Source organism: Pseudoduganella violacea (assembly GCF_014191875.1).
GTDB classification, from domain to species: domain Bacteria; phylum Pseudomonadota; class Gammaproteobacteria; order Burkholderiales; family Burkholderiaceae_D; genus Rugamonas; species Rugamonas violacea_A.
This window is the reverse complement of record NZ_JACHXD010000001.1, coordinates 136,792-155,249: the sequence shown is the minus strand read 5'-3', so window position 1 is coordinate 155,249 and position 18,458 is coordinate 136,792. Positions and strand designations below refer to the sequence as shown.

Sequence of the window (18,458 nt, the reverse complement as noted above, 5' to 3'; positions counted from 1 at the left end):
TTTGCAGGCGACCGCCGCCACGCCGCACCCATGTCCTCATCCCACCCGCTGCATAGCCTGTATACCGACCATGGCGCATGGCTGCGCAACTGGTTGCGCGCGAAGCTGGGCAATGCCTGGGATGCGGCCGACCTGGCCCACGATACCTATGTGCGCATCCTGCACGCCGGCACCCGGCCCGCTGCGGAGGATGGGCGGCGCTACCTGGCGCAGGTGGCGAATGGCCTGATGATCGACCTGTTCCGCCGCCGCCAGATCGAGGCGGCGTATCTGGAGGCGCTGCGCGTCTTGCCCGAGGCGCAAACGCCATCGGAAGAGGACAGGGCGCTGGCCGTCGAAGCGGTGCTGGAGCTGGACCGTCTACTGCACAAGCTGCCTGCCAAGGCGCGTAGCGCCTTCCTGCTGTGCAAGCTCGATGGCATGAACTATCGCGACATCGCGGCGCAGTTGGACGTTTCCGTGTCGTCCGTGGAAAAATACATTGCGGCGGCCTTGCAGGCCTGCTGTCTGGCGTTGTATTCGGCATGAAGCAGATGCTTTCGTCCGTGCCCGACCCGGTGCTGGTGCAGCGCGCCGCAGAATGGATGGCGCGCCTGTGGTCGGACAATGCCAGCGATGCCGAACGCGCCGCCTGCGCCGCTTGGCGCGCGCAAAAGCCGGAGCACGAGGCGGCGTGGCAATGCCTGCAAGCGGTCAATGAGCGCTTTGACGCCATGCCGGGAGCCGCCGCCCACGCGGCGCTGAAGAGCATGCCCACGCCGTCGCCGGCGCGCCGCAAGGTCTTGCAGTTGCTGGGCCTCGGCGTTGTCGCCGGCGGCGCCTGGCGTTTGGCTGGCAGCAGCGAGACATGGGCGCTGGCCAGTGCCGATTACACCAGTGCGACCGGCGAAATCCGCCGCCTGGTCCTGCCCGACGGCAGCAATGTGGTGCTGAACACCGGCAGTGCCATCGACGTGGCCTTCAGCGTCACGCAGCGCCGCATCGTGCTGAGGGCTGGTGAGATTCTGGTGGCCACGGCTAAAGATGGCGCTGCCCGGCCGTTCTCGGTGCGAAGCCGGCATGGCACGGTGCGGGCGCTGGGCACGGAGTTCGTGGTGCGGCAGTATGCGCATCAATCCAGCGTGAGCGTGCAGCATGGCGCGGTTGAAATCCGCTGCGAACATGGCTCGGTGCAGCGGCTGGAGGCGGAACAGCAGGCCAGCTTCGATGCCGGCCGCATTGGCGCCGTGCAGCAGGCTGAGGAAAATGCCGCTGCCTGGTCGCGCGGCGTGCTGGTGGCCGAGCAAATGCGCCTGCAAGACCTGCTGGATGAGTTGGGACGCTACCGGCGCGGCATGGTGCGCTGCGATCCGGCTGTGGCCGGGCTGCGGGTGAGCGGCGTGTTCTCCTTGCGCGATACCGACCGCGCCCTGCGCAACCTGGCACTCGCCCTACCGCTGGAAATCCGCTATCTCAGCCCTTACTGGGTCAGGGTGCTGCCACGCCGCCAGGCCTGACGAAATTTTTTTTACCGCGCGATTGAGGGTTTTGCTTTCTCGTTCGGAAAGCAGGGTATCGAATCCACATCCTCAAACGAAAGGGCATCATGCGGCACCGCTTCCACCGTTCACCATCCACCCCATCCTCCCTCGCCGCAGCCTTGCTGTGCTGCGCCGTGCCAGCGGGGCTGCTGACCGCCGCGCCGGCCGCCCTGGCGCAGCAAACCAGCGCCGTGGCGCAAACGCGCCAGATGTATCGCCTGCCTGCCGGTTCGCTGGATCAGACCCTGAACCGCTTCGCTGCGGCCGCCGGCATCGAATGGACCGCCAATTCCTCCCTCACCGCCGGCAAGACCAGCGCCGGCCTGAATGGCAGCTACACCGTGGCGGAAGGCCTGGCCGAGCTGTTGAAAGGGCACGGTCTGGATGCGGTGCGCGCGCCGAATGGTTCCTATGCCCTGCAGGCGGTGGCTGGCAGCACGGCGCAGACTGCCCAAACGCTGCCCAGCGTCACCGTGACCGCGCAGCTGGAAAAGAGCGCCACCACCGAAAACAGCGGCGCCTACACCAGCAGCGTGATGACCATGGGCCGCGGCGAACAGGCCATGAAAGAGATTCCGCAGTCGGTCAGCGTGCTGACGCGCCAGCGCATGGACGACCAGGGCATCACCGATCTGCGCCAGGCCGTCAATAATGTGACGGGCGTGGTGGGTGCGCAGGGCGTCGGCCCCGGCCTGGTCGTTTTTTCCCGCGGCTTCCAGATTGACCAGTGGCAATACGATGGCGTGCCGATGCCGCGCAACACCTACGCGCTCGGCAACTGGGCTTCGGAAGGCATGGCCTTCTATGACCGCATGGAAGTGCTGCGCGGCGCATCGGGTCTGTTGCAGGGCACCGGCAGCCCGGGCGGCGCCGTGAATCTGGTGCGCAAACGCGGCCAGGCCGAACGCACCATCACTCTGACGGGCAAGGCCGGCTCGTGGGATCATCTGGGCGCCCAGCTTGATGCCGGTGGGCCGCTGAACGCCGAAGGCACGCTGCGCGGCCGCGTGCTGCTGGACGAGGACCGTTCGCATTCCTATATCGATTCGGTCTGGAGCCGCGCGCATACCCAGTATGCCGCCCTGGACTACGATCTGAGTTCCGCCACCACCATCGGCTTGGGCGTCAGCCATGCCAGCAGCCGTTCGCGTCCCCAGATGATCGGCCTGCCGCGCCATGCGGATGGCGGGGATATCGGCCTGCCGCGCTCCACCTATACCGGCGCGTGGTGGAACCGTTCGCAGAACGAGCAAAGCAATCTGTTCTTCGATCTGGAGCACCGCCTCAACGAGCGCTGGACCTATAAATTCGCCGGCATCGCCATGCGCGAGAGTAACGCCTCGGTCCATCAGCGCATGGCCGGCGCGGTGGACGCCAAGGGCAATGGCGTTGACTATGCCAATTTCGCCGTCGATTTCAGCAGCCGCAAACGCGGCTTCGACACTTATCTGCGCGGCCAGATCGATGCCCTGGCGCTGCAGCATGAACTCATCGTCGGCGCGAATTACTCGCAGTTCAATTCGGACGATGCCTATACGCGTACCTGGGAAGAGGGCGGCAATATCTTGAATATCCGCCACGACCGTCCATGGCAGGACTTCAACAGCATCGCCAAGCTGGACCGCGCCCGCACCAGCACTTACGACACGGAGCAGAAGGGTGTATACAGCGCCTTGCGCACCAAGTTTTCGCCGGCACTGACCGCTGTGGTGGGCGGGCGACTGAGCTGGTTCAAGGAAACGTATGCCGCGCCGGGTTCCAGCGAAACCAAGTCGGAATCGGGCAAATTCACCGGCTATGCAGGCCTGGTGCATGCGCTGAACAAGGATTGGTCGGCCTACGCCAGCTACGCCGATATCTTTGAGCCGCAAGCCGAACGCAATGTCGCCGGCCATACGCTGGACGCGGTCACCGGACGCAATTATGAGCTGGGCGTGAAGGGCGAGTTGCTGCAAGGCCGCCTCAACACCTCCTTCGCCGTGTTCCGCTACGATCATTCGGGCCGCGCCGTGCAGGATACGGATGCCGGCTTTGCCTGCGACGGCTGGTACTGCTCGCGCGCGTCGGGCAAGGTACGCAGCCAGGGCGGCGAAGCGGAAGTGAGCGGTGAAGTGGCGCGCGGCCTGCAGCTGTTCGCCGGTTATGCCTACACCACGACCAAGTATCTGTCCGATCCCGAGAATGAAGGCCAGATCTTCAGCACCTGGGCGCCCAAGCATATGCTGCGCGTGTGGGCCGACTACAAGCTGACCGGCGCCCTGCGCAATGTCAGCGTGGGCGGTGGCGTGAACACCCAGAGCAATACCCTGGGCTTTGGCCGCACCTTTAATGTGCCTGGCTTCAGCACCTGGGGCGCCCGCCTTGCTTACCAGGTCACGCCGGAAGTTTCGCTGGCGCTGAACGTGAACAATGTCTTCGACAAGCGCTATTACATTCCAGCTTACAGCACAACGGCGTCGAACAACCATTACGGTGAACCGCGCAGCGCGATGCTGACCCTGAAGTACACGCCGCGTCGTTGATGGGGCGCGTCAGCGGATGAAGGGCGGCTGCGCCATTTCGATGGCGCGCCGCATCTCGTTGATGGTGGAGATCACGGCTTCGGCACGTCTTTTTGCGGATAGCGAGTACCTGCCTGTTACCGTTGTATGATCTGCGCTTCACCATTGGAGAGCCGATGAATATCCAGCAAGCGAAAGACCTCTGCAACAGCTTTCCAGCCGCCGTGGAAGCCTTGCACGGCCCGCCTTCGAATGTCCTGACCTACACAGTGGGCGGCAAGCATTTCGCCTGGTTCAAGACCAGCGAGCCGGAACAATGGCGCTTCAGCTTTCGCGCCACGCCCGATCGTTTTCTGGAATTGACCGGCATGCCGGGCGTGAAGCCGGCGCGCTTCATGGCGCGCTTTCACTGGGCCACGATCGTGAACGTGCAAGCCTTTCCCGAAGACTATCTGCGGGAACTGGTGCAGTGGTCGTATGAGCGCGCCCTGGCATCGCTCAGCAAGACCCGGCAGCGGGCCTTGCTGGCGGAAGCCCAGGCTTAGCGCGGCGGCTGGCCTTTGAAGGAGGGCATGCGCTCGGCGTTCGCCACGGCATAGCCGAGGTTAAGCGTGAACTGCGCCTGCTGCACCATACCCGACAGATCCCAGGCCGGATTGTATTCGTCCGATACCTGGTGATAGTGCTGGGTGTAGTCGCGGATGCGTGCCAGCGAGCCGGTCGGATCGTTGACGAAGTCGAACAGGCCGTCGCCCGAGAACACCGAAGAGCCGACACGGATGCCCGGGATGCCCGCCTTCACGAAGTTATAGTGGTCGCTGCGGAAGAAGCTGCCCGCCGGATCCGGCACTTCCGGCACCAGCTTCAGCCCCATCTTCGCCGCCACTTCGGCCGAGGTGGCGCGCAGGGTGCTGGCATCGCTGCCCGGCACGCCCATATCGCGCGTCACGCCGACAAAATTCATGCTGTCCAGATTCAGGTTGGCGGCGGTCTGCGCCAGCGGCCAGGCCGGCTGGCGGATATAGGCTGCGCTGCCCAGCATGCCCTCTTCCTCGGCGCAGGGCCAGAAGAAGATCTGGGTGCGGCGCGCCGGTTTCTTCGCCGCCGCCTGCGCCATAGCCAGTAGGGCTGCCGAGCCGGAGGCGTTATCCACCGCGCCGTTCCAGATATGGTCGGTCTTGCCGGTGCGGGCGTTCTTGTCGTCCTTGCCCAGATCCTTGCCCAGATGGTCCCAATGCGCCGAATACACCATGGCCTGGTGTTTCAGCTGCGGGTCGCTGCCGGGAACGATGCCGATGATATTCGACTGTTCCAGCTGGCGCATGCTGCTGTGCATTTCGATATGCGCGCTGGCCGTCAGTTCCACCGGACGGAAGGCGCGCGATTCGGCGCTGGCGCGCAGTGCCGCCAGATCGAGGCCGCTGGCCGTGAACAGCGCCTTGCTGGCGTTTTCCTCCAGCCAGCCTTCGAAACGGTTGCCGCCGCCGGCCAGGTGCACGCGCTCCAGCTTATAGGCGTTGGCCGGTACATAGAAGGGGTAGGAGGCCGAAGCGTCCGTGTGCAGCACCAGCACGCCGAGCGCGCCCTGGCGGAAAGCTTCCTCGAACTTGTAATCCCAGCGGCCGTAATAGGTCAGCGACTTGCCGCCGAAACGGTTCGGTTCATCGACCGTCGGCTGCGGATCGTTGAGCATCATCAGCAGCAGCTTGCCGCGCACGTCCACGCCTTTGTAATCGTCCCAGTTCTCTTCCGGTGCGCGGATGCCGTAGCCGACGAAGACCATCGGCACGTCCACGCGCAGCTCGGATTCGCCGTTGCCCGAGCCGTAGATCACGTCGCGGCCGAATTCCAGCGCCTGGCTCTTGCCATTGGCGACGATGCTCATCTGGCTGGTCGATTGGATTTTCATGCCCAGCATCGGCACCACTTGGCGATAGCTGCCGTTGGGTAGGGGTTTGAGACCGGCTTCGGCCGCCTGCTTCTCCAGATAGCGCACGGCCAGGTCGGCGCCGCGCTGGCCGGTGCCGCGCCCTTCCAGCAGGTCGCTGGCAAGGTAGGCCAGGTGGGCGCGCAGCGGTTTTTCGGCCACCACCGGTTCCTGTGCCTGGGCGACAGCCCCGGCGCACAAACCGGCGCATAGAATCAGTAAAGATCGCATGGTTCCTCCAAAAAATGAAGTCGGAGTGCCGTGGGCGGCACCTTCTGTGGGCTTGCATGCCCCATGCAGCGGGCAGGAAGACGGACGGATGTCATGGGCGCACCGGCTTTACGCTATAGCGGGTGACGGCGATGGTGCCGCACAGGATCAGGGCCACGGCGCCGCAGGCAAAGGCGGTCAGCTCGGCGCCGAAAACCAGGAAGGCGATGAACAATCCGATCAAGGGTTCCAGATACTGGCCGAAGATGGTGAGCGCCTCGGCCTTGCGCATCGAATACGAATAACACCACAGCGAGAGCGGCATCAGCACGCCGCTGACGATGATGGCGGCAGCCACCGGCCAACTGGCCTGCCGCACGCTGTAGTCGCCGGCGGCGATAAACAGCATCAGGCTGAAGAGCGCGCCGATATAGCTGCAGATGGCGGTGATCTGGGTGTCGTTATAGACGGCATGGAAGCGCGTGATGATAACGGTATAGGCGACCCAGGCCAGCATGCCGGTCAGCACGCCGAGCAGGGCGCCCAGCTGGAAAGGCGCACCGGCGGCATGGCTGTCCTGCAGATACAGGGCCAGGCCGGCCACCGTGGCCAGCAGGCCGGCCACGGCGCGGGTGGTGAAGCGGTAGCGCAGCAGCAGCGCGATCAGCACCGGGCAGCTGGAGAACACGACGATGTACCAGCTGGCCGTGACCTGCTGGATGGCCCAGGTCTGCACATAGATGATCAGGCAGCTGCTGACCACCAGCACGGCCCAGCTGCGCCAGGACAGCCCGGACGCGCCGGCCACGGTCTGCTTCAGGTAGGGCAGCATGAACAGGCCCGCCAGCGTGTAGCGCAGCATCAGGTAAGTGACCAGCGACACATGCGCCAGCGCCGCCTTGGCCACCGTGGGCACGGAAGCCCAGATGGTCAGCGTGACCAGCAAGGAAATCAGCGGCAGGATGCGGGTCAGGCCGTTCATGCGCGCGCCGATCAGAACAGTTTATTGCGCAGGATGGTGTCGCACAGGCGCTGCACTTCCGACTCCGGCATCCCGGCGCGCAGCATCACGCGCAGGCCGGCCTTGTCGCGCGCCACGATGGGGAAGAATACCGGCGACACATAGAAGCCCTGGCGGTACAGGTCGAGGCCGACGTTGATGACGTTCTCGTGGCTGGCGCGCACCACGCGGATCGGGAACTGCAAGCCTTTCTGCTCGGTGTCGATGCGTGCGTCGAACAGCTTGATATTGCGCTGCAGTTTTTCCTGGCGCTCCTTGAGTTCCGGGCTGTTGTGGATTTCGGCCGCGGCCAGGGCGCCGCCGATGGCCGCCGTGTTCATTGGCTGCGACCAGGCCAGCGGGCCGCCGAAGCGTTCCAGGGTCAGCGCCTGGTCGCTGCGTTTCGGGCCGAACATGATGGCCGCGCCGGCCGCGCCGTAGGCCTTGTTCAGCGTCGCCACGATGATGGTGCGGTCGTTCACCTCCTGGATGCTGGAGCGGATATAGCCTTCGCCTTTTTCGCCGACGATGGAGAGCGAGTGCGAATCGTCGAAGTACAGGAACAGACCATATTTTTCCTGCAGCGCGAGCAGTTCCTCGGCCGGAGCGTGGCCGCCCATGCTGTAGGTGCCGTCGCAGATATAGGCGACGTTCTTATGCTTCTTGCAGACGTCCTCCAGGAAGTTCATATCGTTGTGCGGCGCGGTCAGCACTTCGGTTTCGTCGGCGCACACAGCCTTGTACAGGTTCATCGAGAAGTGCGCGTTCTTGTCGAACACCACCACCGGCTTTTCGCCATTGGCCAGGTGGCCGGAGGCGATCAGCGGCAGGATGCCGGCGCTGGCGGCGCTGGCCGAAATGGCGGTAACGACCTTGGCGCGGAACAGGGAGGACAGGCTGTCTTCCAGTTCCAGCAGGGCCGGCATCTGCACCCGTACGCGCGAGATGCAATGATCGAGCACGCCGTATTTTTCCAGCGCGCGGATAGCGCCCTGGATGATGTGCGGATGGGAATCCAGGTCCAGGTAGGAGCAGCAGCTCAGGTTGACGAAACGGTGGCCGTTGTCGGTGGTGAAGTAGCCGTCTTTGCCGAGCGAGGCGACGATGCCGGCCAGGCCGTGGGCCGCCGTCTCTTCCCAGAAGCGCGAGCCGATGGCAACCGCCTTCTCGTTGTTCATGAACTGGTTTCTGCGTGGGGCAATCAGATCGTCTGGCATGTTCTTTCCTTTGAATAGGGGGGGCTTCAAGCAAATTCGATAAGCTGTCCGGCCTGCGCCTGGTCGGCGCGCTGCTGGATCAGGGTGGCGATGCACAAGTCCTGGAAGGCGGTGCCGACCGACACGAAGACGCTGTGGCCGGATGGCGCCGGCGGCTTGGCCTGGTTCAGCAGCTCGCCGATTTCCGCTGCGCGGTGATTGAATTCGCCCGCTTCGCGGATGGCGGCGGCGCGCTCCTCCACGGCCAGGAAGGCCTGGTCCAGCACCGAGCGCCCGACTTCGATGCTGTCGTCGGTGTGGTTGCCGACCGCGTTGATATGGCAGCGCGCAAGCAGGTCGCCGGCCTCGATCAGCGGCGTTTCCGAGGTGGTGGCGGTGCAGATGATGGCCGCGCCTTCCAGCGCGTGGCGCAGGCTGGGCGCCGCCAGCAGTTCACATGCGATGCCTTTGACGGCGGCGCAGCGTTCGATGAAGGCCTGCACATTGGCGCCGTGGCGCGAATAGATCTGGGCGCGCCGGATCGGCCGCACCGCACACATGGCTTCCAGCTGGGTCAGCGCCTGCGCGCCGCTGCCGATGATGGCCACGGTGTCGGCGTCGGCCGGGGCCAGCAGGTCCGTCACCAGGGCGGCGGTGGCGCCGGTGCGCAGCGCGGTCAGGCTATTGCCCTCGATCAGAGCCTGGAACTGGCCCGTGGCGCCGTCCTGCACCGTCACCAGCGAATGCATGCTGGCTGCCTCCTGCTCGTGCAGGTGCAGGGCCGCCACCTTGACGGTGAATTTGCGCGCGCTGCCGCCGAAAGCCGGCATGGCGCCCAGGTAGGCGTGGCTGCCCGGCGGCGAAATGATGGTACGCGCCGGCACCAGGGCCGGCTCGGCCACGCTGGCGCGGTAACCCTCGCGCAGCGCCGCCACAGCATCGGCCATCGTCACCAGGGCGCGCACATCCTTGCTGTTGAGGATACGCATGGCGCGGCCTTATTGCTGGGCGTTGCGCAGCGGCACCAGGAAGCTGCGCTCGCAGACCATGAACTGCCGGTCAGGATGCACGAAGCCCTTGGTTTCCACCGTCACGATGCCGTCGCCGGGACGGGAGTCCGACTGGCGCTTGGCCACCACGCGCGTTTCGGCATAGATGGTGTCGCCGGCGAATACCGGCGAGAGGAAGCGCACATTGCTCCAGCCCAGGTTCGCTACGCCGCGCGCGCTGGTGCTGGCCAGGCTCAAGCCACCGATGATGGCGAAGGTGATCAGGCTCGACACCAGGGGCTTCTTGAACTCCGTCTGCTCGCCATAGGCCGCGTCGATGTGCAGCGGATGGGTGTTCATGCACAGCAGGGACATCCAGGTATTGTCCGCCTCCGAGATGGTGCGGCCGGGACGGTGCTCATAAATATCGCCGACATCGAAATCTTCGTAGTACATGCCATGCGATTCGCGGTAACGCTGTCCATCGATATGTTCCAGGACGCTGATGCTCTTTTTCATTGACGTGCGTGCTCCGTGGTTAGACCTGCTTTTTGAATGACTTTTTGCGCGTATTTGGCGAACGGCGGGCCGATCATCTGGCCCTGCACCGCGGCGATGCCGTGGGTGGAATCGTCAACCGAGCGCACGACGGCGATGGCTTCGCGCAGCTCGGCCTCGGAAGGCGAGAAGGCGTGGTTGATGGAAGCAACCTGGGACGGGTGGATGGCGATCTTGCCGGTAAAGCCCAAATCCAGCGCGATTTCCAATTCCTCTTGCAGGGATGCCGCATCGTCAATGGCGAAGCAGGGCGAGTCGATTGCATGTAACCCATTCCGCAGCGCGGCCACCGCGATCTGATATTTGATCTGGCCCAGCATGCGGCCCTTATTATTGACCTGGATGCCGATTTCCGAAGAAATGTCGGCGGAACCCAGAATCAAACCGCGTAATTGTCCGCCAACGGCGCAGATTTCATCAATTGCTTTCAATCCTGCCAGCGTTTCGATAATGGCGAATATCTCCGCTTTACGGCCCATTTCATTTAGCAAATGGCAGGCCATGCGGATTTCCCCGGCCGATTCGACCTTGGGCAATTGAATAATATCCACATCGAAATCGTTATCGGCCAGCAACATCATGTCATGCAGGCCATTTCTTGTAGATAAGGCATTGATACGTAAAGCATATTTCTTTTCATGGGGTAGACCCATTTGCTTTACTAGCTCTTCGCGCGCCGTCGGTTTCAAGTGTTGTGGAACGGAATCTTCCAAATCAAAGAGACAAATATCGGCGTCGCACTGAATAGTGCGCTGAAGTAAATTCCCCCGGAAAGGAGAGGAGCACAGCCAGCTTCTGTAGACAGTATTCATACAAAACTCCTGACGTTAATCCTACGTTGAAATTCAACGGTGACGGAAAGATAGCTGTCTAGGTAGGTTGTGTCAACGAAGTTTTATATCAATTTGTCTATATTTTGTAATGTTTAACTATAAATAGTCACACATAATCACAAAAATGTCAGAGAAAAGACTTCTTAAATAAAAGTGTTATGGCTGGGACGCTATTGTTAATAATAAATTATCACTGTGAATTAGAAATATTTTATGGGTAAATCACGCGCTCCCAGGCCGGTTGCTGCCAGCAGCCGGACAGGTATTCGACGATGGCGCGCACCTTTTCGGAACGGTGGCGGTCCTGCGGGTAGAGTGCATAAATGTAGTCGTCCGCCAATTTGAAATTCGGCAGGATCTGCAGCCGGCCGTCGCGGATCGCCTCCCAGGCCAGAAAGAGCGGCTGCACCGAAATGCCCAGGCCGGCGCAAGCGGCGTCGCGCGTCGCTTCGCCGTTGTTGACGATGAAGCGGGCGCTGATCGGGGCCGAGCGGATTTCGCCGTTCGGGCGCTCGAATTGCCAGAGCTGGTTGGGATTGACGGTCAGGTAGTGGATGCAGTCGTGGTCGCGCAATTCCTCCGGCGTGGCGGGGATGCCTTTGCGCCGCGCGTATTCTGGACTGCAGACCAGCACGCGGCGGCTGATGCCCAGCTTGCGGCCGATCAGCGAAGAGTCGCCAGGCCGTCCGATGCGTATGCCCAGGTCGAAACCTTCGGTCTGCAGGTCGGTGCGCTGGTCGTTGAGCGAGAGCGCCACCTGTAACTGCGCATGCCGCCGCAGAAACGGATACAGCGCCGGCCCCAGGTGCATGGTGCCGAAACTCATGGGCGCGGAAATGCGGATGGCGCCCGTCAGCCGGCCGCCGCTCTTCGTCACGTCCTCCACCGCGCCATCGAGGTCGATCAGGATGCTGCGCGTTTTCTCGTAAAAGCCCTGGCCCACATCGGTGGGCGTCAGGCGGCGCGTGGAGCGGTGCAGCAGCTTGGCGCCCAGCGCCTGTTCCAGATCCTGCACGCGCTTGCTGACCACCGACTTGGTCACGCCCAGCACGCGCGCCGCCTCGGTAAAACTGCCCGTCTCCAGCACTTTGACGAAGGCTTCGATCCACGGGAATTGGTAATTCATTGTTCGCTCCAGACTGACATAGGGTTTCAGAGATCGAGGATTGTTTGCTCAAATGGCCGATTCTACAATCCGCAGCGCCGACTAACGCAATGAAAGGGAGACAAATGAAGATACGAGCCGCCTTGGCCGGCCGCGCCGCGGAACCGTTCCGCCTGGCCGACCTGACGCTGGACGATCCACGCGACGACGAGGTGCTGGTGCGCGTGGTCGCCACCGGCATCTGCCACACCGATCTCGCCGTGCGCGACCAGCACATCGCCACGCCGCTGCCCATCGTGCTCGGCCATGAGGGCGCGGGCATCGTCGAGCGCGTGGGCGCGCGCGTGGGCAAGGTGGCGGTGGGCGACCATGTGGTGCTGAGCCTTGGCGCCTGCGGCGTCTGCGAGAAATGCCGCAGCGGCCTGCCCACCTACTGCGTGCACCATGTGGCGCTGAATTTCGGCGGCGCGCGCCTGGATGGTTCGACCTGCCTGCACCACGGCATGTATGAGGTGCATAGCCATTTCTTCTGCCAGTCCTCCTTTGCCACGCGCGCCATCGCGCCGGCCAGTTCGGTGGTGAAGGTTCCGCAGAACGTGCCGCTCGAATTTCTCGGCCCCTTCGCCTGCGGCATCATGACCGGCGCTGGAGCGGTGATGAACACCCTGCGGCCCACACCGGGCAGCACGCTGGCCGTTTTCGGTACCGGCGCCGTGGGCCTTGCCGCCATCATGGCCGCCCGCGTGGCCGGCTGCGCCGCCATCATCGCGGTGGATATCAAGGACAGTCGCCTCGATCTGGCGCGCGAACTGGGCGCGACCCATACCGTCAACGGCAGCAAGGAGGACGCTGTGGCGCGCATCCGCGCCATCACGGAAGGCGGCGTGCACGGCGCGGTCGAATCGACCGGCGTCACGCGGGTGATGACCCAGGCCGTCGATGCGCTGGCGGAAAACGGCGTATGCGTGATCACTGGCGCGCCGCCGGCCGGCTCGCGCTTCGACATCGACCTATGGCATTTGCTGCGCGGACGTGTAGTGCGCGGCAGCGTGATGGGCGACGCAGTGCCCGACGTCTTCATTCCGCGCCTGGTGGAGCTGTTCCGCCAGGGCCGCTTCCCGGCCGACCGCATGATGAAGGTGTATGAGCTGGAGCAGATCAACCAGGCCGCCGAAGACGCCTTGTCGGGCGCCACCGTCAAAGCCCTGCTGCGCATGCCGCACTGATTTACTGGACCACCCTTGGAGAGAACCATGAGCGATACTGCATTCGACTACATCATTGTTGGCGGCGGCTCGGCCGGCGCCGTGCTGGCGGCGCGCCTGAGCGAGAAGAGCGAGCGGCGCGTGCTGCTGCTGGAAGCGGGCCAGAGTTTCGACCCGCACGAATATCCCGAACTAATCTACAACAGCAATATCGTGGCCGCCAACGGCGATGCGCGCTACGAGTGGGGCTACCACGGCATTCCCGGTCCGCATGACAATCCGGTCTACACGCCGCGCGGCAAGGTGGTGGGCGGCAGCTCCGCCATCAACGCCGCCGTCGCCTGCCGCGCCACTCCCTATTGCTTCGATTTATGGGAGAAGGCCGGGGTAAAAGGCTGGTCCTTCGAGGAAGTGCTGCCCTACTATAAAAAAATGGAGAGCAGCCAGCATGGCGAGGAACGCTGGCATGGCCGCAGCGGCCCTTTGCCCATCCACCAGATGTCGCGCGCGGCCATCTCGCCGGTGCAGCGCGCCATGGTCGATGCGGCGCTGGAACTGGGTTACGCGGCGGTGGACGATTTCAACTCGGACGGCAACAATGGCGCGGGACCGAATCCCATGAACATCGTCAATGGCGTGCGCGTGAATACCGGCATGGCCTATCTGACGCATGCGGTGCGCTCGCGGCCTAACCTGAAGATCCAGCCGCTATGCCTGGTGGACCGGGTGCGCTTCGATGGCCGCAAGGCGGTGGCCGTGGTGCTGGCGGACGGGCATGAAATCGCCGCGCGCGACATCATCCTCAGCGCCGGCGCCTACGGCAGCACGGCCATCCTGCTGCGTTCGGGCATCGGCCCCAAGGCACATCTGGAAGAAATGGGCATTCCACTGCTGCGCGAAGCGGCGGTCGGCACGCATCTGCGCGACCACCCTTTCTACTGGATGAATTTTGCCGGCGTGCCGGAATTGAAGGGGCAGGAAAAGCCGGTGGTCGGCGCCCAGCTGTGGACCAACTCCAGCCATGCCTCGTCGGAGAGGGAACTGGATATCGCCATCTCGCCTTCGCACCTGCTGGATGGCGGCGTCAGCCCGACCGGCGTCGCCTTTACCCTGGGACTGGAACTGATGAACGCCAAGTCCGTGGGCTGGGTCAGACTGGCCAGCCGCGACCCGGCGCAGGCGCCCCTCATCAACTTCAACCACCTGGACGATCCAGACGATATGCGGCGCATGGTGGAGTGCTTCCGCCTGGCGCGCAAGCTGGCGGCCACGGGGCCGCTGGCCGAACTGACCGTGGCGGAGATCTTCCCCGGCCCCGGAGTGGAAAGCGATGCCGAGATCGAGCAGGCCTTGCTGAAGGCTGTCTCCACCATTCAGCATCCCTGCGCCACGGCGCGCATGGGCCGGCCGGATGATCCGCTCGCGGTGGTCGATGCGGCGGCGCGCGTCTACGGCGTGGAAGGCTTGCGCGTGATCGATGCTTCGATCTTCCCGGACATCCCGCTGATCAACCTGAATCCCACCGTGATCATGATGGCCGAAAAGCTGTACGCCGAGCACCTGGCCTGATCAAGCCTCTTCGGCCGGACCGGCACAGCCCTGTGCCTGGTCCGGTCTCGGTCCGGCCAGGACGTGCCAGAAGTAGCGCAGGTAGAGCGCGAAGGCGGCGAGCCACAGCAGGCCGGATACAGCTAGCAGGCTGGCTGCCAGCGTCCCCGCCTGCGGCAGGCCTGCCGCATAGCGCAGCAGCGCAGCCAGGATGATGGTGGCGGCGGCCAGCGGCACCCAGGCGCGCCGCTCCGGCCAGTGTCCGGCGTGGCTGCGGCCTGCGATGCACATCACGCTCAGGATGGCGAGGCTGATGGCGCCCGCCATCAGCAGATGGCGTCCGGCCGATACCGGCCAGGGCGCGCCGAGCAGGCTGGCGCCCATGGCGCCGAAGCCGAGCGCCATCAGCCAGTACACGGCGTACAGCATCAGCGGCCAGCGGCGGAACAGGGGCATGCCCACATGCCAGTCGTTGAGCAGATTGAGCATGGCGGCGCTGGCGGCCAGGGCCAGCCAGCCGGCGACCGCATTCCCCGGCAAGAAGAATTCCACCGCCGTGCACAGGGCAATGGCGAAGGTGGCCAGATTGCGGCGTGGCGGCCGCGCCAGATAGGCCGCGCCGCTGTCATCGTCGCCATCCACGCCGCTGTTCACGATGCGCATGGAGACGCGGCTGACGGTGACCACGATCAGCACCATCAGCACGCCATTGGCCGCGTACAGCCAGGGCAGCGCCACCGCGCCGCGCGCCAGGGCGATGAAGAAGCCGGCATCGGCGGCGGCCAGCGCCGCCAGCGCGTAGAGGAAGCTCAGATGCCGGCGGCCCGGATCGCGCCACACCGGCGGCGCCAGCAGCCACAATAGCCAGAGCGGCAGGGCGGCATTCAGCACGGCGGCCGGCCAGACGCCCAGCCATGGCGACAGCAGGAAGGCGAGGCGGGCGCCCAGCCACAGCAGGCTCAGTTCGAACAGCGTGGCGCCGCCATAGCCCGGCGCGCCGGTGAATTCCGGCACGGCCGTGAGCAGGAAGCCGGCCACGGAAGCCATGGCAAAACCGTACAGCATTTCATGGGCATGCCACTGCAGCGCGCCGCCCGCCACGTCGGGCATGGGCAGCCAGCCGGCCAACATCGCCAGCCAGGCGGCCATGGCCAGCGCGCCCCAACCGGCCGTGAACAGGAAGAAGGGACGGAAGCCGCACAGGAACAGCGGGTGCGCTTGCAGGCGACGCGGCATGAGATCAGGCACAGCGCATCTCCCTGCGGCGCGCCGGTTTGCTCTCGCTGGAACTGGCGACGCCATCGCCGCTTTCGTCGTCCGAAGATAGCATGGCGCGGCCAAGACCGAAGCCGGCGCGCACTTCCGGCTCCTGCATCAATTTGGCCGTGGTGCGGTAGACCCAGCCATCGTCGCGCTCATGCTGCGGGCGGCTCAGGGTGAAGGTGCGCACGATGCGTCCCGGCGCGGCGGCCATCATGGCGATGCGATCGGCCAGGCGCACCGCTTCCATCAGATCGTGGGTGATCATCAGCACGGCGCTGCCGCGCTCTTCCTGCTGGTCGAGCAGCAGGGCGTACAGTTCCATTTTCAAGCCCACATCCAGCGCCGAGAAGGGTTCGTCGAGCAGCAGCAGATCGGGTTCCAGCGCCAGGGCGCGCGCCAGCGCGACGCGGCTTTGCATGCCGCCGGACAGGGCGTGCGGGAACTTGTCCAGATCGGCCGCTTCCAACCCCAGCTTGCGGCCCAGATCGGCGGCGCGCGCCTCGCGCTCCTTGCGCGGCATGCCGCGCGCCTTCAGGCCCAGGGCGATATTGTCGCGCGCCGTTTTCCAGGGCAGCAGGCGTGGTTGCTGGAACATATAGGCCAGGCTGGTGAAGCTGTTGTCGATACGTCCCTCGCGCGGCTGCAGCAGGCCGGCGATCAGGTTGAGCAAAGTGGTCTTGCCGCAGCCCGATGGACCGACCAGGGCCAGTGATTCGCCCGCCTCCAGCGTCAGGCCGATATCGGCCAGCACCTCATCCAGCGCGAAGCTGTGGCTTAGTTGGTCGACGCTGAGTTTCATGATGTGGCCTCGCGCCAGCGCTCGACTTCGCGCTTGATGGGTTCCAGCAGCAGGTATTCCACCGCCAGCAGCAGGCCGAGCACCGCCACCACCCAGGCCAGCGAAGCTGCCGTGTCCAGGTGCGAACGGGTGACGGCCAGCGCCGCGCCCACGCCATCGGCCGTGGCCAGCAGCTCGGCCATCACGGCAATCTTCCACGACATGCCGAGCGCCGTAATCCAGGAAGGGAAGAGGTAGGACAGCACATGCGGCAGATACACGTCGAGCAGGGTCATGCGCAGCGGCAGGCGGTAGGCGCGCGCCACGTCCTTGAGCTGGCGGTCCAGGGTGCGCGTGCCTTGCAGCGCGCCGGCGAAGATCACCGGGAAGCAGGCCACGAAAACGGTGAACACCGGCGTGGCGTCGCCCGCGCCGAACCACAGCAGGGCCAGCACCAGCCAGGCGATCGGCGGCATGCCGACCAGTAGGGTGACGATGGGACGCGAGACCATGGCCGTGGTCATGGATAGTCCGGCCACCAGTCCCAGCGTGCTGCCCGCCGCCACAGACAGCGCGAAGCCGGCCAGCGAACGGCGCGCGGTGGCCCACAGTTCCGGCCAGGCCGCGCCGGAGGAGAGCAGCTCGGCCAGCGTGGCAAAGGCTTGCTGCGGGCCGGGCAGGATCAGCGCGCCGTAAACCTGCGCGCCCCATTCCCACAGCGCGAGGAACAGGCACAGACTGGCGATGGCGCCCCAACCGCTCCAGAGATAAGCGGGGATGCCATACAGCCAGTCGCGCAGGAGTCTCATCGCTTGTCCGCTGTCTTCTCGCCAGGCATGCTACCGGAATAGAAGCCGGCGTCCGGCAGTTTTCCGCCGATGATGGCGGGCTGTTTGCTGAGCAGGACGCCGAAGAAAGCTTCCAGCTCGGGGCGCGCCTGCCGCGCCGGCACGAACTGGCTGCGGCCCAGGCGGATCGAATCGGCCACCGCCTCCGGCGTCAGCATGTCCACTTTTTTGGCGACCATGGCGCCGCAGGCATCGGCATGCTCGCCGCACCATTTGAGCGAGGCGGCGTAGGCGGACTGGAAGCGTTCCACCAGGGCGGCATCGCCCTTTGCCTTGCCCAGCACCGCGATGCCGGCTTGCGGCAGGCGCGCTTCACGCTGAAAGACGCGGCCCCATTCCTTTTGCAAGTCCACGCTGCGGTGCAGCTCGGGGGCGATGGTGCTGATGGGGAAGGAACGGCTCTTGCGCAGCGCCATCGAGGCGGCCGGCTCGGCCAGCAGAACGTGGTCGGCGCGGCGCGTCAACAGCAGCTGCATGGCGTCCATCGGCGTCGCCACATAGCGCAGGCGGAAGTCCTTGCGCGGGTCCAACCCCTGCTTCTCGGCCAGCGCGCCGAAGACGATGTCCGGCATGTCGGCGCGGAAGGGCATGGCGATTTCCTTGCCCTTGAAATCGGCCAGCGTTTTCAGGTTCGCATCGCGCGACACCATCCACAGCATGCCCCAGGACGAGACGTTCAGCAGCGACAGCGGCGCGCCGCGGTTGTACAGATTGGCCGCCACATTGGTTGGCATGGCGAGGAAGTCGGCCTTGCCGTCCAGTGCCAGCACGCGCAACTGGTCGGGATCGCGCCAGGCCACGAATTCCACCTTGTCGGCGAGGTCGGAGAGTGCGCCGCTTTCGGCTATATGGATCAGCGGGTAGGATACGCTGGCATACGGTCCGGCCAGTACCAGCTTGGGCAGCTTGGCCGCCTGGGCGAAGACGGAGACGGCGGCGAGAGCGGCTGCCAGTACGGTGCGGCGCAGGATATTCAT

General features: G+C 64.7%; 17 protein-coding genes. 6 read left to right on the top strand and 11 right to left on the bottom strand.

Going from position 1 to position 18,458, the window contains the following annotated elements; genetic code table 11:
- The first annotated feature begins 30 nt into the window (after window positions 1-30).
- From FHS03_RS00685 to FHS03_RS00670, 4 genes are all read left to right on the top strand, one after another.
- Entirely contained in the window at window positions 31-528 is a 498-nt protein-coding gene (locus FHS03_RS00685; RefSeq protein ID WP_183439114.1) for a sigma-70 family RNA polymerase sigma factor, read from the top strand.
- Complete coding sequence (locus FHS03_RS00680; protein WP_229426004.1) at window positions 525-1,496, top strand: FecR domain-containing protein; 972 nt, start codon at window positions 525-527, stop codon at window positions 1,494-1,496. Before FHS03_RS00685 ends, FHS03_RS00680 begins: the two co-directional genes overlap by 4 nt.
- Window positions 1,497-1,585: 89 nt before the next feature.
- On the top strand, window positions 1,586-4,042 hold the full coding sequence (locus FHS03_RS00675) for a TonB-dependent siderophore receptor (protein WP_183439113.1): 2,457 nt from the start codon (window positions 1,586-1,588) through the stop codon (window positions 4,040-4,042).
- 155 nt (window positions 4,043-4,197) lie between these two features.
- The gene (locus FHS03_RS00670) at window positions 4,198-4,566 is read left to right on the top strand and encodes an MmcQ/YjbR family DNA-binding protein (RefSeq protein WP_183439112.1); all 369 of its coding nucleotides are present in this window, start codon (window positions 4,198-4,200) and stop codon (window positions 4,564-4,566) included.
- Here FHS03_RS00670 and FHS03_RS00665 read toward each other — a convergent pair.
- The 7 genes from FHS03_RS00665 to FHS03_RS00635 all read right to left on the bottom strand — a co-directional run bounded on the left by FHS03_RS00665 (window position 4,563) and on the right by FHS03_RS00635 (window position 11,860).
- A complete protein-coding gene (locus tag FHS03_RS00665; RefSeq protein ID WP_183439111.1) occupies window positions 4,563-6,179 on the bottom strand; it encodes a M28 family peptidase in 1,617 nt (538 codons plus the stop codon). The two genes, FHS03_RS00670 and FHS03_RS00665, sit on opposite strands and share 4 nt — an antisense overlap.
- A gap of 91 nt (window positions 6,180-6,270) precedes the next feature.
- Window positions 6,271-7,140, bottom strand: coding sequence for a DMT family transporter (locus FHS03_RS00660; protein ID WP_183439110.1), 870 nt, complete (start codon window positions 7,138-7,140; stop codon window positions 6,271-6,273).
- 11 nt (window positions 7,141-7,151) lie between these two features.
- Window positions 7,152-8,375, bottom strand: coding sequence for an aminotransferase class I/II-fold pyridoxal phosphate-dependent enzyme (locus tag FHS03_RS00655; protein ID WP_183439109.1), 1,224 nt, complete (start codon window positions 8,373-8,375; stop codon window positions 7,152-7,154).
- A gap of 26 nt (window positions 8,376-8,401) precedes the next feature.
- On the bottom strand, window positions 8,402-9,343 hold the full coding sequence (locus FHS03_RS00650) for an ornithine cyclodeaminase family protein (protein ID WP_183439108.1): 942 nt from the start codon (window positions 9,341-9,343) through the stop codon (window positions 8,402-8,404).
- A gap of 9 nt (window positions 9,344-9,352) precedes the next feature.
- On the bottom strand, window positions 9,353-9,862 hold the full coding sequence (locus FHS03_RS00645; RefSeq protein ID WP_050410160.1) for a MaoC family dehydratase: 510 nt from the start codon (window positions 9,860-9,862) through the stop codon (window positions 9,353-9,355).
- Window positions 9,859-10,713, bottom strand: coding sequence for an HpcH/HpaI aldolase/citrate lyase family protein (locus FHS03_RS00640; protein WP_183439107.1), 855 nt, complete (start codon window positions 10,711-10,713; stop codon window positions 9,859-9,861). Before FHS03_RS00640 ends, FHS03_RS00645 begins: the two co-directional genes overlap by 4 nt.
- A 232-nt stretch (window positions 10,714-10,945) precedes the next feature.
- A complete protein-coding gene (locus tag FHS03_RS00635; protein WP_183439106.1) occupies window positions 10,946-11,860 on the bottom strand; it encodes a LysR family transcriptional regulator in 915 nt (304 codons plus the stop codon).
- A gap of 104 nt (window positions 11,861-11,964) precedes the next feature.
- On the opposite strand from FHS03_RS00635, the gene FHS03_RS00630 reads away from it, so the two are divergent.
- Both FHS03_RS00630 and FHS03_RS00625 read left to right on the top strand, forming a co-directional pair.
- A complete protein-coding gene (locus tag FHS03_RS00630) occupies window positions 11,965-13,065 on the top strand; it encodes an NAD(P)-dependent alcohol dehydrogenase (RefSeq protein ID WP_183439105.1) in 1,101 nt (366 codons plus the stop codon).
- 27 nt (window positions 13,066-13,092) lie between these two features.
- Complete coding sequence (locus FHS03_RS00625) at window positions 13,093-14,613, top strand: GMC family oxidoreductase (RefSeq protein WP_183439104.1); 1,521 nt, start codon at window positions 13,093-13,095, stop codon at window positions 14,611-14,613.
- On the opposite strand, the gene FHS03_RS00620 is transcribed toward FHS03_RS00625, so the two are convergent.
- Genes FHS03_RS00620 through FHS03_RS00605 form a run of 4 tightly spaced genes read right to left on the bottom strand, consistent with a single transcriptional unit; the run spans window position 14,614 to window position 18,458 of the window.
- Window positions 14,614-15,840 carry an NnrS family protein gene (locus tag FHS03_RS00620; protein WP_221208004.1) on the bottom strand — a complete coding sequence of 409 codons (1,227 nt, stop codon included), beginning with the start codon at window positions 15,838-15,840 and terminating at the stop codon, window positions 14,614-14,616. It lies immediately after the preceding gene.
- Window positions 15,833-16,654, bottom strand: coding sequence for an ABC transporter ATP-binding protein (locus tag FHS03_RS00615; protein ID WP_221208003.1), 822 nt, complete (start codon window positions 16,652-16,654; stop codon window positions 15,833-15,835). The genes FHS03_RS00620 and FHS03_RS00615 overlap by 8 nt, the downstream gene beginning before the upstream one ends.
- Complete coding sequence (locus FHS03_RS00610) at window positions 16,651-17,442, bottom strand: ABC transporter permease (RefSeq protein ID WP_183439103.1); 792 nt, start codon at window positions 17,440-17,442, stop codon at window positions 16,651-16,653. Before FHS03_RS00610 ends, FHS03_RS00615 begins: the two co-directional genes overlap by 4 nt.
- Window positions 17,439-18,458: an ABC transporter substrate-binding protein gene (locus tag FHS03_RS00605; RefSeq protein WP_183439102.1), complete on the bottom strand. Its 1,020-nt coding sequence runs from the start codon at window positions 18,456-18,458 to the stop codon at window positions 17,439-17,441. Before FHS03_RS00605 ends, FHS03_RS00610 begins: the two co-directional genes overlap by 4 nt.